General features: G+C 37.9%; 16 protein-coding genes. 10 read left to right on the top strand and 6 right to left on the bottom strand.

All coding sequences use genetic code 11. The features are described from left to right. Positions 1-74 precede the first annotated feature (74 nt). Entirely contained in the window at positions 75-791 is a 717-nt protein-coding gene (locus tag BW964_RS11550; RefSeq protein ID WP_076507342.1) for a biotin--[acetyl-CoA-carboxylase] ligase, read from the top strand. Here the strand turns inward: BW964_RS11550 and BW964_RS11555 are convergent. The 4 genes from BW964_RS11555 to BW964_RS11570 form a co-directional block, all read right to left on the bottom strand. Then, positions 785-1,894, bottom strand: a complete 1,110-nt coding sequence (locus BW964_RS11555; RefSeq protein ID WP_076507915.1) for an LptF/LptG family permease — start codon at positions 1,892-1,894, stop codon at positions 785-787. The two genes, BW964_RS11550 and BW964_RS11555, sit on opposite strands and share 7 nt — an antisense overlap. 15 nt (positions 1,895-1,909) lie before the next feature. Next, positions 1,910-3,040 (bottom strand): tRNA guanosine(34) transglycosylase Tgt, encoded by a 1,131-nt coding sequence (gene tgt, locus BW964_RS11560; protein ID WP_076507344.1) that lies wholly within the window; start codon positions 3,038-3,040, stop codon positions 1,910-1,912. Between the two features lie 67 nt (positions 3,041-3,107). Continuing rightward, on the bottom strand, positions 3,108-3,476 hold the full coding sequence (locus BW964_RS11565) for a DUF4296 domain-containing protein (RefSeq protein ID WP_076507346.1): 369 nt from the start codon (positions 3,474-3,476) through the stop codon (positions 3,108-3,110). Continuing rightward, positions 3,473-4,189, bottom strand: a complete 717-nt coding sequence (locus BW964_RS11570; RefSeq protein WP_076507348.1) for a polyprenol monophosphomannose synthase — start codon at positions 4,187-4,189, stop codon at positions 3,473-3,475. The genes BW964_RS11565 and BW964_RS11570 overlap by 4 nt, the downstream gene beginning before the upstream one ends. A gap of 76 nt (positions 4,190-4,265) precedes the next feature. Between BW964_RS11570 and BW964_RS11575 the strand changes: the two genes are divergently transcribed. From BW964_RS11575 to BW964_RS11590, 5 genes are all read left to right on the top strand, one after another. Continuing rightward, positions 4,266-4,934, top strand: coding sequence for a DUF4271 domain-containing protein (locus BW964_RS11575; RefSeq protein WP_104669441.1), 669 nt, complete (start codon positions 4,266-4,268; stop codon positions 4,932-4,934). A 12-nt stretch (positions 4,935-4,946) separates the two neighbouring features. Then, the gene (locus BW964_RS11580; protein ID WP_076507349.1) at positions 4,947-5,687 is read left to right on the top strand and encodes a uroporphyrinogen-III synthase; all 741 of its coding nucleotides are present in this window, start codon (positions 4,947-4,949) and stop codon (positions 5,685-5,687) included. Positions 5,688-5,863: 176 nt separating this feature from the next. After that, entirely contained in the window at positions 5,864-7,906 is a 2,043-nt protein-coding gene (locus BW964_RS11585; protein WP_076507351.1) for a S9 family peptidase, read from the top strand. Positions 7,907-7,939: 33 nt separating this feature from the next. After that, entirely contained in the window at positions 7,940-8,113 is a 174-nt protein-coding gene (locus tag BW964_RS22545; RefSeq protein ID WP_165789181.1) for a hypothetical protein, read from the top strand. Then, complete coding sequence (locus BW964_RS11590; RefSeq protein ID WP_394333901.1) at positions 8,110-8,460, top strand: hypothetical protein; 351 nt, start codon at positions 8,110-8,112, stop codon at positions 8,458-8,460. Before BW964_RS22545 ends, BW964_RS11590 begins: the two co-directional genes overlap by 4 nt. 97 nt (positions 8,461-8,557) lie before the next feature. Here BW964_RS11590 and BW964_RS11595 read toward each other — a convergent pair whose 3' ends face one another. Further along, positions 8,558-9,049, bottom strand: a complete 492-nt coding sequence (locus tag BW964_RS11595; protein WP_076507354.1) for an SRPBCC family protein — start codon at positions 9,047-9,049, stop codon at positions 8,558-8,560. 200 nt (positions 9,050-9,249) lie between these two features. Between BW964_RS11595 and BW964_RS11600 the strand changes: the two genes are divergently transcribed. From BW964_RS11600 to BW964_RS11620, 4 genes are all read left to right on the top strand, one after another. Next, a complete protein-coding gene (locus BW964_RS11600; protein ID WP_076507355.1) occupies positions 9,250-10,797 on the top strand; it encodes a sensor histidine kinase in 1,548 nt (515 codons plus the stop codon). Positions 10,798-10,932: 135 nt separating this feature from the next. Next, positions 10,933-11,619 (top strand): response regulator transcription factor, encoded by a 687-nt coding sequence (locus tag BW964_RS11605; protein ID WP_034700772.1) that lies wholly within the window; start codon positions 10,933-10,935, stop codon positions 11,617-11,619. 79 nt (positions 11,620-11,698) lie between these two features. Continuing rightward, positions 11,699-12,355 carry a hypothetical protein gene (locus BW964_RS11610; protein ID WP_076507357.1) on the top strand — a complete coding sequence of 219 codons (657 nt, stop codon included), beginning with the start codon at positions 11,699-11,701 and terminating at the stop codon, positions 12,353-12,355. Positions 12,356-12,801: 446 nt separating this feature from the next. Then, the gene (locus tag BW964_RS11620; RefSeq protein ID WP_076507360.1) at positions 12,802-15,489 is read left to right on the top strand and encodes a TonB-dependent receptor domain-containing protein; all 2,688 of its coding nucleotides are present in this window, start codon (positions 12,802-12,804) and stop codon (positions 15,487-15,489) included. A gap of 503 nt (positions 15,490-15,992) precedes the next feature. Here the strand turns inward: BW964_RS11620 and BW964_RS11625 are convergent. Beyond that, a complete protein-coding gene (locus tag BW964_RS11625; RefSeq protein ID WP_228432000.1) occupies positions 15,993-16,520 on the bottom strand; it encodes a cupin domain-containing protein in 528 nt (175 codons plus the stop codon). Between the last annotated feature and the right edge of the window lie 11 nt (positions 16,521-16,531).

Below are 16,531 nucleotides of genomic sequence, written 5' to 3' on the forward strand. Positions count from 1 at the left end.
TAATCTGCAAATTTATTGTTTTTCTTTTACTTTAGCCTTATTTTTAGCCCTTTAAAGTCTTAAAGTTTTCTTAAATGGATCAATTATTTTATTTAAAAGAGTGCTCTTCTACTAATGACGAAGTTTCAAAGTTTTTACTTTATGAAAATTCAGATTTTATTGGGGTCTCTACATTCAATCAAACTAAAGGCCGCGGACAATACGGAAATACGTGGGCAGCTGCTGCCGGAAAAAACGTAGCTTACACTTTAGCGGTCAAGACTCAAAACATTCTGCTCACAGATTTTATATTCAATTACTATACCGCAGTTGTAATCAGGGACTATCTGGCCAATTTGACTGATGCTGGTGTAAAAATCAAATGGCCGAATGATATGATCCTTAAAAATAAAAAAATCGTTGGGATTTTAATTGAAAAGAAAAAAATTAATCAGAATAATTATTTCATCATCGGGGCAGGCTTCAATGTCCTTCAGGATAAATTTGACGAAATATCCCATGCAGGATCACTTCTGACCCAGACAGGAAAGGTTTTTGATCTTGAAAATTTTGTATTTAATCTTCACCGGTATCTGTCTGAAAAACTTAAAAATATTCCGTCTGAGCAAGACATTATTGATCAGTTTAACCTTCATTTGTTCCGGAAGAATGAAATATCCGTCTTTGAAATTGGAAAAGAGAGACAAAATGGCATTATCAGAAATGCTGACGAAAAAGGAGAACTCTGGATAGAACTTGAAAAAGACGGCTTAAAGCCTTTCTACCATAAAGAGATCAAGCTCCTCTACTGATTGGCTCTTTTAAGGTACAGATATAAGGTAAGCGGGAAGAAAACCATATTAGGCAGCCACATGGCTACGGCTGGTGACAGACTTTTGTTCTCAGACACCACTTTCAATGCTTCAAAAGAGAATACGAAAACAAAGGCAAGGGAAATTCCTATGGCAAGATTGACTCCAAGACCCCCTCTTTTCTTCTGAGAAGCCAGAGAAAGCGCAAGGAAGGTCAGAATAATGATGGCAACAGGCATTGAAGTTCTCTGATGAAATTCATTAAGATAAGAATTCAGGTTACTGTTTCCTTTTTCTTTTTCCCTGTCAATAAATTTTATAAGTTCCGGCGTGGTTTTATTTTGTCCAAGAAGTTCGTTCGGGAACAGCTCTTCAGGAGAATGCCCATAACTTTTCCTCATTTCCACTCCGCTTCCCAGTTTTTCTGTGTTGTCTTTATTGATCGTCTTTTCCAGATAATTGGTAAGCGTAAACTGTTTTTTAGCTTTATCCCAATACACTTCAGATGCTTTCAGCTCGTACATCATCTTTCTGTTTTTATCAAATTTCTGATAGACAAAGCCTGAACCTCTGGTTTCTCTTTTATTCCAGGAATTGACGAAGATGTATTCTGTTTTACTAAACTGGGCAGATGCAGGACCTGTACCCAGAATCTTTTCTTTATTGGCCGCGTTATAGGTATAGGCTTCCAGCTGATTCTTTTTGATATTGGCCCACGGAAGCACCATATGATTGACCGTCAGGGATATCAGGGCAATTAAAATAGAGGTATACAGATAAGGCTTGGCAAATCTGTGAAAACTAGCTCCACTACTGATTACCGCAACAATTTCTGTGTTATTTGCCATTCTGGATGTGAAATAAATCACGGAAATAAAGACCAAAATAGCCAAAAATGTCACCACAAGATTGATGATCCAGAACGGATAGAAATGGATCAGAAAATACATCAGATCCAACTTCGGATCAAGTGCCTTTGCATTTTCAATTCTTGGGATTTTCTGCTGAACATCGATCACAAGTACAACTATAGAAAGCAATATCAGCATGAAACTGAAGGTTCCAAGATATTTTTTAATGATATATCTATCTATAATTTTGATCATGATCTTTATATTTTAAAGTCTCTGTCTAAGAACCGGTACCACAGATCTTTTCCATTCATAGAAATCTCCTGCTACAATATGTTCTCGGGCTACTTTCACCAAATCTAAATAAAAAGCAAGGTTATGAATGGACGCAATCTGTTTGGCCAGGTATTCCTTGGATACAAATAAATGGCGCACATATGCTTTGGAATATTCTCTGTCTACGAAACTTGTTCCAAATTCATCCAGAGGAGAAAAGTCATTCTTCCATTTTTCATTTTTCATATTCATCACCCCCTGCCATGTGAAAAGCATGGCATTTCTTGCATTTCTGGTAGGCATTACACAGTCCATCATATCGATCCCTAAACCGATAGATTCCAGAATATTCCAAGGTGTTCCCACTCCCATCAGGTATCGTGGTTTATCTTTTGGAAGAATATCCGTCACTTCATCGGTGATTCTGTACATCTCCTCTTCCGGCTCTCCCACAGAAAGTCCACCGATAGCATTTCCTTCTGCGCCCGCCTCTGCAATGACTTCAGCTGAAATTTTTCTGAGATCTGAATAGGTAGAACCCTGAACGATTGGGAAAAGTCTTTGTTTGTGACCGTAAATTTCTTTATTTTCTTCTGTCCAGTCGATACATCTTTTTAACCATCTGTGCGTAAGCTCCATGGATGTTTTAGCTTGATTGTATTCACAAGGATAAGGAGTACACTCATCAAAAGCCATAAAAATATCTGCTCCGATTTGTCTTTGGATTTCCATAGATTTTTCCGGAGTAAACATATGATAACTACCGTCGATATGAGATTTGAACTTTACTCCTTCTTCAGACATTTTTCTGCTTTTGGACAGTGAAAATACCTGAAAGCCTCCTGAATCGGTAAGGATGGGAAGGTCCCAGTTCATAAACTGATGCAATCCTCCTGCTGCCTGCATAATGTCCATGGTAGGACGAAGATACAGGTGATAGGTATTTCCCAAAATAATTTGGGCTTTAATGTCTTCTTTTAATTCTCTCTGGTGAACGGTTTTTACACTTGCTACCGTTCCCACAGGCATAAAGATAGGCGTCTGGATCTTCCCATGATCTGTGGTGATCTCCCCCGCTCTTGCTTTTCCTTCAGAGGTTTTTTCTATATTAAAAAATTTCATTCGTATATTCTTTTTATTCTCCGCTATTAACGATTCTGCTGCTTCACAGAACCCTTCTGCTTCATCATTATTTGTCTAGAACAGGAGTACTTCCAGTATTTTTCAACTTATCCTGGACGTATTTCTCTGCTTTCGGATCTTTTTTTAATACAATTTTTTGTGCGTCTTCTGCAATATCTTTCATCTTGTCTTTGATGACATAATACTGAAAGCTGTTGATAAAATCTTCAGATTTTACATGGTGAGCCTTAAGAACAAATCTCGTTCCAGCCTCTAAATTTCTGTTCTGATAGAGAACGACCGCCTGATCCGTAATAGTAAGATCAGCAAGAATTTCAGCCATAGCCTCCGGCCCGATCAAATTTTTAGGTTTGTCGATATAGTCGCCACATGAGAACATGCAAAGCATTACGAAAAGGAAGACCAGCTTTTTCATAATCTGTTGATTATTGATTTCCACTTTAAATTTAAAACTCCGAATACCGCTTCATGAATGATTCCTCCATTCATTTTACTTTCTCCTAAAATTCTGTTTGTAAATATAATAGGAACTTCTACAATTTTAAAACCTTTTTTAAAAGCTCTGAACTTCATCTCGATCTGGAAGCCATATCCTTTTAATTTAACATTATTTAATCCTATTTCTTCAAGTACTTTTCTGGAGAAACAGACAAAACCTGCTGTCGTGTCATGAATAGGCAGGCCTAAAATAAATCTTACATATTTAGAAGCAAAATAGGAAAGTAACACTCTGCCCATTGGCCAGTTTACTACATTTACTCCTTTTGAATACCGTGATCCTATGGCCATATCTGCATTCAGACAGGCTTCAAAGAGTTTTGGCAGATCATTCGGATTGTGTGAAAAATCGGCATCCATTTCAAAAATATAGTCATATTGATTTTCAATAGCCCATCTAAATCCATGAATATATGCCTTTCCCAAACCATCTTTCACATGTCTTACCGATATATGCAAATGATGAGGGAATGTCTTTTGCAGGCCCCTGACGATCTCTGCCGTGCCGTCAGGAGAAGAGTCATCCACTACCAAAACATGAAAGTCATCTTCCAATGCAAAAACCGCGGAAATAATATTTTCAATATTTTCCTTTTCGTTATAAGTAGGGATGATGACGAGTTTTTTCATTTCAGTTTGCAAAGATAGTTTATTTAACCTTTTTATTTTATACAAAATAATCTATAATTTTGCAAAAAATATTCGTTTGCTGTTATCACAAAATTTTATCAACCACGTAAGAATACCTGAGAACAATGACTGGGTAATTTTCATATTAATAGGATGCCTATTCTTATATGTTTTCATGATGAATATCATCGAAAGAGATGCAAGCCTGAAAGATTTCCTGCTTCAAAAATATTTTGACGCGAGCAATAACCTGCCAAGTTGGATCATTACCTCCTGTGTAACAGCCCTTACGTTGTCTGTGCTGCTTTCACAATACATTCCTATTGTTCCGAAATATATTGCGGATCTTCAGCTTATGGGTTATCAGCTTAATAAATTCGGATATACATTTCTGGCGGTAGTATTTTTTTATGTATCAAAATCTGCATTAGGGTTTTTATTTTACCAAAGCATAGGAGATGGCAAAAAATGGTCAATTTTTTATTTTACCTCCACAAAATTCTACTTCATCTTTTCATTTTTACTAATAATTTTGTGTATTACCCACTATTATTTCCCCGTGGACAGAAATAAAATATTTTTCTATTACTTCTGCTTCTTTGTATTCGTCGCGGTTTTCAAAATTTTCTTCTATTTGTTTCACAAAAACAACATACTTCCCGAAAAATGGTATTATAAATTTTTGTATATTTGCACCCTCCAAATCGCACCTTTATTGTTGCTTTGGAAGTTGTTATTTTTTTAATAAAAGTCAATGATGAGAATAAAGTCTATATTGGTTTCTCAACCAGCGCCTAGTGAGTCTTCTCCATATCTGGATATAGCAAAGAAGGAAAAAATAAAGATTGATTTCCGTCCTTTCATCCACGTCGAAGGAGCTGACAACAAAGAACTAAGAACACAGAAGATTGATCTGACGCAGTTTACTGGGATTATTTTCACCAGCAAAAATGCGATAGACCATTATTTCAGACTTGCCGAAGAGCTGCGTTTTTCAGTACCGGATACGATGAGATATATCTGTCAGTCTGAGGCAATTGCCAACTATCTTCAGAAACATATTGTTTACAGAAAGAGAAAAATAAGTTTTGGGGAGAAAAACTTCGCAGATCTTCTGCCTCTATTTAAAAAATTCCCTGCTGAAAAGTATCTTCTGCCTTCTTCAGACGTCTTGAGTCCGGATATCGTGAAAACGATGGAGGCTTCCAATGTCGACTGGACAAGAGCGATCATGTACAGAACGGTATGCAGTGATCTGACCGATATCAACGCTAAAGATTACGACATGCTGATCTTTTTCAGCCCGCAAGGAATTAAATCTTTGCAGCAGAACTTCCCGGATTTCAAACAGGAGGAAACCAAGATTGGTGTTTTCGGAAACACGACGATGGCAGCTGCGGAAGAAGCAGGCTTAAAGGTAGATCTTATGGCTCCTACAAAGGAAACTCCGTCCATGACGATGGCCCTTGAAAAATACATTAAAGCGCTTCACAAATAGCCTTTACTACTTAAGATACAAACAGCCGTCTTTTCGATCAGGAAAGATGGCTTTTTTTTAACTAAATTTGAACGAAAATTAATATTGAATGAAACGTCCCTATAAAAACGATTCTCAGAAAAGAGAATAGATATAAGTACGTTCCATCCGCCTCAATAAAAACTTAAAATATTCGGATGAAAGCTCCACAGGCAAAAAAAATAGAAAAAATACTAGAAATACACGGCGACAGAAGAACAGATAACTACTTCTGGCTTAACGAAAGGGAAAACCCTGAAGTCATTAAATACCTTGAAGAGGAAAATGCTTACGAAGAGCTGATGATGAAAGAAACAGAAGCTTTTCAGGAAGAACTTTTCGAAGAAATGAAAGCCCGCTACAAAAAAGACGACGAGTCTCTCCCTTATTTCTTTAACGGATACTGGTATATTGTACGCTACGAAGAAGGAAAAGAATATCCTATCTTTTGCAGAAAGCACAAAAGCCTGGACAACGAGGAAGAAATTATTGTTGATGTTAATATATTAGCTGAAGGCGAAACTTATTTTGAAGTAGGAAGTGTTGCCGTTTCTCCTAATAATGAGCTGGTGTCCTTTTCATCAGACAATGTAAGCCGCAGGATTTATACCATCAATTTCAAAAATCTCATTACAGGAGAAATTTTCTCAGACCAGATTCTTAATACTACTGGAAAAGCGGTGTGGGCGAATGACAACGAACATGTTTTCTACATCAGAAAAGATGAAAGTTTACGTGCTTTTCAGGTGTACAGACATAGGCTGGGTACAGATTCTTCAGAAGACATTTTGATCTTCCATGAAGAGGATGACACTTTTGATGTGAATGTTTTCAAGACAAAGTCGATGGAATATATTTTCATTGCAAGCTCCAGTACAATTTCTGACGAACACCGGTTCATTCCTTCTGACAATGTTTTTGCAGAATGGAAGATTATCCAGCCAAGAATAGACGATCTTGAATATTCGGTAGAACATTATGAAGATGAATTTTACATTATTACCAATGCAGACGACGCTATCAATTTCAAGATTGTAAAAACTAAAATCAATAACTGCGGAATGGAAAACTGGGTAGACGTTATTCCCCACCGTGCTGAAGTTCTTTTGGAAGGTTTTGAGATTTTCAGAGACTATCTGGTTCTTGAAGAGAGAGAAGAAGGATTATTGCAGATCAAAATTATTGACGAGAAAACTAAAGAATCTTATTATCTTCCTTTTTCTGATCCTACCTATACGGCTTATATCGGGATCAATATGGAATTTGACACTGAAGTTCTCCGTTATGGCTATACTTCACTGACTCAACCAAGTTCAACGTATGAATACAATCTAAAGGAGAAAACCACTCAGCTTCTGAAACAACAGGAAGTTCTTGGCGGGAAATTTATTCCTGAAAATTATATTTCAGAAAGAATCTGGGCAGCATCCAGAGATGGAGAAACAAGAATTCCTATCTCGCTGGTTTATCATAAAGACACCCAAAAATCTGCAGATACCCCATTGCTTTTATATGGATACGGAAGTTACGGACATACGGTAGATGCAAGTTTTTCCAATGTCAGACTTTCGATCTTAGACAGAGGGTTTATTTACGCTATCGCTCATATTCGTGGGGGAGAATATCTGGGAAGAGAATGGTATGAAGATGGGAAAATGCTGTTCAAAAAAAATACATTCTTCGATTTCATCGATGCAGGAAAGCATTTGATTCAGGAAAACTATACTTCATCCCAACATATGTACGCCATGGGAGGAAGTGCCGGGGGACTTTTGGTAGGAGCCGTTGTGAATTATGAACCTAAGCTTTTTAACGGAATTGTTGCGCAGGTTCCCTTTGTAGATGTAGTGACTACAATGCTCGATGAAACGATTCCACTAACAACAGGGGAATATGATGAATGGGGAAATCCAAATGACAAAGAATATTATCAGTACATGAAGGAATATTCGCCTTACGATAATGTTGAAGCGAAGGATTATCCGCACATGCTGATCACGACAGGTCTTCACGATTCGCAGGTACAATATTGGGAACCGGCAAAATGGACTGCAAAATTGAGAGAATTAAAAACGGATGACCATCTTCTATTATTTAAAACAGATATGAGCTCAGGCCACGGTGGAGCAAGCGGAAGGTTTGAATCATTGAAGGAAGACGCGCTTGAATACGCATTTCTTTTAATGATTGACAGAAAATAACTTTAATTTTTTTTCAACTTTAAAAACAAAATCATGTTATTGCTAACGTTCCTTGCCATAGCCATCATTTATTATCTAATACAAAATGATAAAATCAGAAAGGCAGAAAAGCGAGAAATTTTTAAAGAAAAACAAGAAGAAAAACGGCAACAGCTTCTTGAAAAGGCAAGAGAAGAAGATGCAAAAAAAGCTAAAGAAAGTAAATGACAACAATTATGAACGAATCTGAATACTGGCAAAAAATAGAACAGTTCTTTATAGACAATTTTGATACTGAAAAAAATCCTCCGATTGAGACCCTTTTGTTTCTGATCGGACTGCAGGAGCTTGGAAGCGGCCAGCAAAAATACACCAAAGAAGACAAGGTCAATTTGATCCACATTGCGGTATGCAGGCTATTGGAACCATTCGGGTATTATAAGTTTACCCATTATGAAGACGGCTGGCCACAGTATGACACCCTGGAGGCTCTCCCGGAGCTAAGACCCAATGAGCAGTCTCTGCTGATGAAAAAAGCGATTATACAGTATTTTCAGGAAGAAGAACTGATTTGATGCACACAACATAAAATTTGATAAAGACGGGCTCTTCGCCCGTCTTTTCTTTTACAAGGAATAATAGGCAGATAATGATAGCCTTTTCAAATTTTTTCTATGACTCCTTGAGAATATCCTCCAGCTGAGTCAGCCCCATCTTAAAGCCCTCCTCAAAACCCATTTCCAGTTGTTGTTTCATGGCTTCCGGTGAAGGAAAATGAATATTGATGGTCACTTTTGTTCCTTCCTCTACACCAGTAAACCCAAACAGCCATTTCGATTGTGCAAAATCTTCATTGATGTTCCCTTTTTCATCGCAGAAGGCATCAGTTCCGTCAAAGCTTCTGTGCTCAGTGATTTCACCGTATTTTACCTGTCCGTACATTCTTTCACCATCCGGTCCTGCCATTGCATAATGCCAGATTCCATCCTCTATAAAATCCTGTTGCACAGTCTCACATTTCCAGGGTTTTGGAGCCCACCACTGATCCAACAATTCGGATTGGGTAAAATAATTCCACACTTTTGAAACATCAGCGTCATAAATTTTCATGACATAGACACTGTTCAAATCAAAATCTTTGTTAAAAATGATGGTAGATTCCATAGCAGTTATTTTTAACAAAGCTAGCTATTTTATCAGTTCACAGGACTTTCCATAGGACAAGTAATTTATAATTCATAAATAAATGTTAAAAAACTCCCTTTTAAGAGAAATTAAACAATTTTTTGGCTCGTTTTTTGTTTATCAAGTCTTAAAATAATTAATTTTAACATTCATTTTTTTACAACATATAAAAACAAGTAATGAATAACAAATTCATCCCAATAATTTCAGTGTTTATGACGATCTCACTGATTGTCTTTGTTACGCTCCAATTTTATTGGCTGAAAGGTTATTACGGTGCCCTGGAGCAGGAATTTTCGAATAAAGTATATTCTGCTTTAGAAAATACTGCAAAAAATATTGAAGAAATTGAGGCAGATAAATACCTGAACCAAAATTATAAAAATCTGAGAAGCAGTATTCTTGCCAATAAGGATCAACCTTCCTTAACAACGATTCAACAGGTAGAAGATTCGGGTACCCAACGCCAGATCATCTATTCCAAAAATATTATCTCAAAAACCCAGCTTCCCATCTCTCCGAAAGGGGACTCTATCAAGCTGACGACTTTATATACTGACAATGCGGCTTACAAAGTAAAAAAAGACACAACAAACCGCGAACTCCTTACCACAGAAATTAACAACGATATTGAAAATGGTGATTATGCTGTAAAAGAATTTGTAAAGGTACTCAGCACCAATCTTCCTATTGCTAAAAGAGTGGATGCCACTATTCTTGATTCTGTGATCGCAAGGGAGTTGAAAATAAAAGGAATTACGGCGAAATTCGGGTATGGAGTCATCGACAAGAATAACAAACTCACAGGGGTCGTCAATAAAGCATACAAAGAGAAAAAAGATAACAATACCTACAGCTACCCTCTCTTTACGGATGTGAAAAACCGGACTTTATACAGTCTGGCTTTGGTGTTTCCTAAAAAAGAGTATTCTCTTGCTATGAACAACTGGCCGATGCTCTTAGGAACCTTCCTGTCTTTATTGACCATTCTGGGAATTTATATTATTTCCATTAATTACATGATGAGGCAGAAAAAACTGGCGGAAGTAAAGACAGATTTCATCAACAACATGTCTCACGAGTTTAAAACGCCACTGGCCACCATTTCCGTTGCAACAGATTCTTTAGCCAATGATAAAATTGCCACCAACCCCGAGAAGGTTAAATACTACTCGGAACTCATCAAGCAGGAAAACTTAAGGATGAAAAAGCAGGTGGAAAACGTACTGAATATGTCCAAGCTTGAAAGAAACGAGGTAGAGCTGTTCTTAAAGGAAACTAACGTACGTGAACTGATCAAAAGAACCACAGAATCTTTTAATCTGATTGTAAAACAGAGAAACGGTTCGCTTACGCAGGAATTCAATGCAACGAATTATACATTCAAAATAGATGAATTCCATATCTCAAATATGCTGGTGAATTTATTGGATAATGCCAACAAATACTCTCCTGATGCGCCTGAGATTCATGTGAAAACAAGAAATGAAGGAAACTGGTATGTCATCGAAATCTCAGACAAAGGAATGGGAATGGAAACCGAGAATAAGACCAAAATATTTGAAAAATTCTTCAGGGAAGAGACCGGGAACATCCACAATGTAAAAGGACAGGGGCTGGGACTTTCTTACGTGAAGAAAATTGCAGAACTACACAAAGGACAGATCATCGTAGATTCCCACAAAGACAAAGGAAGTACGTTTACGATCAAACTGCCGATGAGCTAAATGATAAGTGAAAAGAGATCAATGATCAGATTACATTGATCGATTATAAAATATAAAAACCAATAACAAAATATAGAAGATAGAGTGAGAACGTTCATTCTTAATTTTTAATCATTAATTTTAATTATTAAAATCATGAGCAACAGAATATTATTAGTAGAAGACGATCAGAGTTTCGGGGCGGTGCTGAAGGATTATTTGACCATCAATAATTTTGAAGTCAACCTTGCTACAGATGGAGAACAGGGCTTGAAAGAATTTACAGAAAATGAATTTGACATCTGTATTTTCGATGTAATGATGCCTAAGAAAGATGGGTTTTCATTAGCTGAGGACGTAAAAAAAATCGATAAAAACACACCAATTATATTCCTTACGGCAAGAAATATGAGAGAAGACATCCTTAAAGGTTACCAACTGGGAGCGGATGACTATATTACCAAGCCGTTTGATACAGAACTTCTTTTATACAAGATCAAAGCGATCCTGCAGAGAAGCTCTACTTTGGAGAATGAAGAGCAGGAGCAGTTCAAGATCAGTAATATTTTCTTCGACTCTATGCTGAGACAGTTGAAAGTAGGCGATAAGGAATATAAACTTTCTCCAAAAGAAAATGAATTATTAAAACTTCTTTGCATTCACAGAAATGATTTCATGCCGAGAGATCTTGCTTTAAGAAAGATCTGGAAAAAGGAGAATTACTTTACCGCAAGAAGTATGGACGTGTATATTGCGAAACTTCGTAAGCTGTTAAAAGATGACGAAGGATTGGAAATTATCAATGTTCACGGAGAAGGATTTAGACTTTTAGTTAAAAATTAGTTCTAAAACTATATTATAAATATAAAATTAGCAAAACAATTAAAAATGTTTTGCTAATTTTGTTTCATACCGATTGGATATGAAAAATACATTCTTAGGCGTTATCGCCATTTCCTTGTTAGCCGTTTCATGCAATAAAGACGAAAAAGCTACTTATTTAAAAGAAGAAGCAGGCGTTCAGCAGCCTAATGTGGCAGTCAACTCAGCTCCGAAAGCTTCTCTGATGGAACAAGCTGGCATTCAATCTAAGCCTAATCTTACCGCCGTAGCGGCCCCCGCAGGAGCAATGAATCCTCCGCACGGACAGCCAGGCCACAGATGCGATATCCCGGTAGGACAACCTCTGAATGGAAGCCCTGCACCAGGACAGGCAGCTCCCCAAAATGTGGCAGTCAATGCCAACAATGCCATTAAAATAGATCCTAACTCTATGTCGCCTGGAAAAGTAGCGATCGATACCAATGGAAAGCAAGTGAAAACAGCTCCCGGTATGAATCCTCCACACGGACAACCAGGTCACCGATGTGATATTCCGGTAGGTCAGCCCTTAAACAGCAAACCAGCCCCTGCACCGGCGGCTACAGCTGTACCGGCAACACAACCCGTTCAAAGTGCACAAAACGTTCCCGGTCCGGTAACCGCACCAGCTCCAACGGGTCCAAAACCTAAACTGAATCCCGCACACGGAGAACCTTGGCACAACTGTGCTTTAAAAGTTGGTGATCCTTTGTCATAATTTTTGTATTTTTGCAGAGATGAAGCTGTTTCACATTCTTGCAGTTATTTTTTGTCTAGGAATTTTTTTAGTTCCTAAAGGCAGCTTCTACTCTCAATCCATGAAAGATACTTGTTGCCAAAACAAGACTGAAAAAAGCGACTGCTGTAAAAATAAAACAGAAAAAAACAGCCAACACGGCAAAACAAAGTCTTCATGCAGTGACGATTGCTGCTCAACGTGCGTTGCATGCTATACTTATATAGAAACTCCTTTTTCAAAAAATTTACATTTTGAACTGTCTTACTACAAAGCCAGTAAGAATCCTCAGTTTCAATATTCACCACCTCATTTATCAGACCGTTTAAAAGAGATCTGGCAACCGCCCAAGATAGGTTAATTCTCAAACAGTGAGTCCGTTAAGCATTTTAATGGACCGTTTATAATTAATCAAAACTTTTAAACAAATGAAATTATATATTTCCAAGGTCATTCTTGGTCTAATGATCCTGTCTGTACACTTCATATCAGCACAAAACCTATCAAAAAGCCAGTTCAAAGTCAAAGGAAACTGCGAAATGTGCCAGACCAGAATAGAAACTTCTGCTAAAAAAGCAGGTGCTAAAAATGCGGTTTATTCTATCGATCTGCAGACTTTAACCCTTGAAACAGATGGTAAGGTTTCTACAGACGAAATTCTAAAAAAAGTAGCCGATGCCGGTCACGACAATGAAAAATTCAAATCTTCTGAAGCTACTTATAATGGGCTTCCGGGATGTTGTCATTATCAAAGAGACCTTCAATCTCCTCCTGCTGAAGCGCATCAGCATCATGCTAAAAAAGAAAATGAGTTTTATGTGAAAGGAAACTGTGCTTCATGTAAAGCGAGAATCGAAAAAGCAGCCAAAATCGCTGGTGCAGATTCCGCAGAGTGGAGCGCAGAAAAGCAAACGCTCACCTTAAAGTTTAACCCTTCAAAAACCTCATCAGACAAGGTCCTGAAAGCTATTGCCGATGCAGGCCATGACAATGAAAAATACAAAACAACGGACGCGGTTTACAAAAATCTTCCGGGATGTTGTCTGTATGACAGGGATATCCCTTTCGGGGAAGCGAATCCAAATGTTCATTTTGAAGAGGGAACCACAGCGGAAGAGCATAAAGATCATCAGGCATCTGCCTCTCCCGAAATCCACGAACCTTCCGAAAAAAGTATTGAAGGAGTATTGATTACAGGCTCAAAAGCAGCGACAGCGTTAAGCAAAAAAGAAGCAGGTCTTGTTTTTAATATTGATAAAAAGGAATTGCTGAAAGCAGCTTGCTGTAACCTGTCAGAAAGTTTTGAAACCAACGCCACAGTAGACGTTTCCTTCAGTAATGCCGTTACAGGAACCAAACAGCTGAAAATGCTGGGCCTGGATCAGAAATACACCAGTTTAACGAAGGAGCTTTTACCGGAGATCAGAGGTCTTGCATCTGCGTACGGACTGAATTTCATTCCCGGAAGATGGATTGAAAGTATTCAGTTGACAAAAGGTGGAAGTACGGTAACCAACGGCTACGAAAGCATCACAGGGCAGATCAATACTGAGCTTTTGAAAAATGCCAAAGAACCTGAAACTTCATTAAATATTTTCGCTGATTTCAACGGAAGAGCGGAAGCCAATATCACGAGTGTCTCTTCTATCAATGAAAAATGGTCTCAGACCTTTTTACTGCATGGAAACGGAACTTTCGGAGATACGGATATGAATCACGATACTTTCCTGGACAGACCGAAAGGAACGCAGATTAATGCAGCGTATCTCCTTAATTACAATGACCTTGAAAAATCGGGATTCGGATCTCATTTCGGGATCAATTTCCTGAGAGATGAGAGAACAGCCGGACAGATGGGCTTTGACAAAAAGTTGGGTCAGGACAAACAAGGCGCTTATGGTGTCGGCATTGATATTTCAAGATTCCAGGTTTGGAATAAAACGGGATATGTATTTAAAGGAAAGCCTTACCAGAGTTTAGGATGGATGAACCAGTATGTTTATCATCAGCAGGATAGTTTTTTCGGAATGAGAAATTACGCCGGGAAACAGCATACCTATTATTCCAATTTAATCTTTGAAAGCATCATCGGGAATACGAATCACAAGTATAAAGCCGGAGCCAGCTTTTTGTATGACGGCTACGAGGAAACGTATTTAAAGGATGACATGAAGAGAAATGAAATCGTTCCCGGAATTTTCGCAGAGTATACTTTAACAGGATTAAAATATACTTTAGTAGCAGGAGCCAGAGCCGATTTTCATAACCTTGCAGGAACCCAGTTCACTCCGAGAGTTAATTTTAAATATGATTTTACCCCTCAGACGATTGTAAGACTTTCTGCGGGCAGAGGATTCAGAACGGCTAATGTTTTTGCGGAAAACCAACAGTATTTTGCCTCGAACAGAAGCATTCAGATTCTTCAGAACGGTGGAAACATTTACGGATTAAGACCTGAAATTGCATGGAACTACGGAGCCAGTTTACAGCAGGAATTCAAGCTTTTCGGAAGAAAATCTTCTATTGTTGCCGATTTTTTCAGAACAGATTTCCAGGATCAGGTGCTTGTGGATCTTGACCGTTCTCCACAGCAGCTGACCTTCTATAATTTGGAAGGAAAATCTTTTGCGAACTCTTTCCAGACGCAGTGGGATTTTACCCCTTTTAAGAATTTTGATGTGCGATTGGCTTATAAATATTATGATGTTCAGGCAGATTATATCGATGGCAAAAGAGAAATTCCTTTCATGGCCAAGCACAGAGGTTTTGTGAATCTTGCGTATGCAACCAATAAAAGTGATAAAGGAGGATTCTGGAGTTTTGACACAACGTTGAATTGGGTTGGAAAACAAAGACTTCCTGACACCTCAACCAACCCAACTGAATTCCAGCTTCCTGTATATTCTGATTCTTATGCGGTGCTTAATGCGCAGATCTCAAGAAATTTCAATAAAAAGCTCCGAGCATATGTAGGCGGTGAAAATCTTACGTCTTACTATCAGAAAAATGCCATTGTTGATTTCAGAAATCCTTTTGGAAATTATTTTGATGGCGGGATGGTGTATGCGCCTATTATGAAGGCTAATTTTTATGTAGGCCTGGATGTGACCTTTTAATCAAACCATCTTAAAATAGTGTTTTTTTTAACGCAAAGTTGATCTATCACACCCAGAATCAACAAGTTAATTTGATGAATCTCATCAACTGGAGGCTGTCCAAAAACAGTCTCTTTTTTATGAGATAATGTACCCTGAATAAACTTTCCTGAAGCAAGTTCCCAGAACTCAGGTCAAAAAAAATTAACGCTGTTATTTCTATCGATAAATATCTGTGATTCACCGATATATATCGAGGTTGTTTATGGAAATTTTATTTTTAGAATGTTGTTCCTTTGCACCAGTAAAATTAACCAAATAAGAATGCTCATGATGTATTCCAAATGGGAAATTTTACAAAAAACAAAATGATGAAATAAAATCGCTGCGACGATAACCTCAAGAACCTCTTGAACACAAAAAAAACACAAAAACACAAATTTATAAAGAGGTTAACTTGGTTTATTGGTTATTTGACAAAGAAGGCTGTTTTCAAAAACAGCCTTTTTTATTTTTGCAGATCATTATCTTCCGAAATCATCCTGTACCCTTACAATATCTTCTTCATCTGAAGGGTGGGAAGCATCGGTATGCTGCCATATTTCAGCAACAACACCCCAACCGTCAAGTCCTATCAGTCTGTGTCTTTCACCTTGCTGAAGTTTGATCTGATCTGCTGGATGGTATTCTTTCAACTCGCCTTCTTCATCGGTATTGCTTGTTTTAATTCCAACGGTACCTTCCACTACCTGCCAGATTTCAGCTCTGCGGTGATGGTACTGCCAGCTTAGACGGGCATTTGGGGCCACCAAAAGGATTTTAGGGCTCAGTTTTCCGCCTATTTTCAGGCTTTCTACATCGATTCCATCAAAATACTGATTGGCAAAATCCTGAGCCTGATTTTCATCGATCACGAAAAAGCCACCCCATGGTCTTGTATCATCTTTTGCCGCAATAGTGAAACCCTGGGTTTCCAGCATTTTTGTTACTTTGTCAAATATTTCTGTTTTCTCTGCATTCATAATGTATTCCTGTTCTAAAATTATTTTCAAATATAAAGTTT

The sequence above is a fragment of the Chryseobacterium shigense genome (genome assembly GCF_900156575.1).
GTDB classification, from domain to species: domain Bacteria; phylum Bacteroidota; class Bacteroidia; order Flavobacteriales; family Weeksellaceae; genus Chryseobacterium; species Chryseobacterium shigense.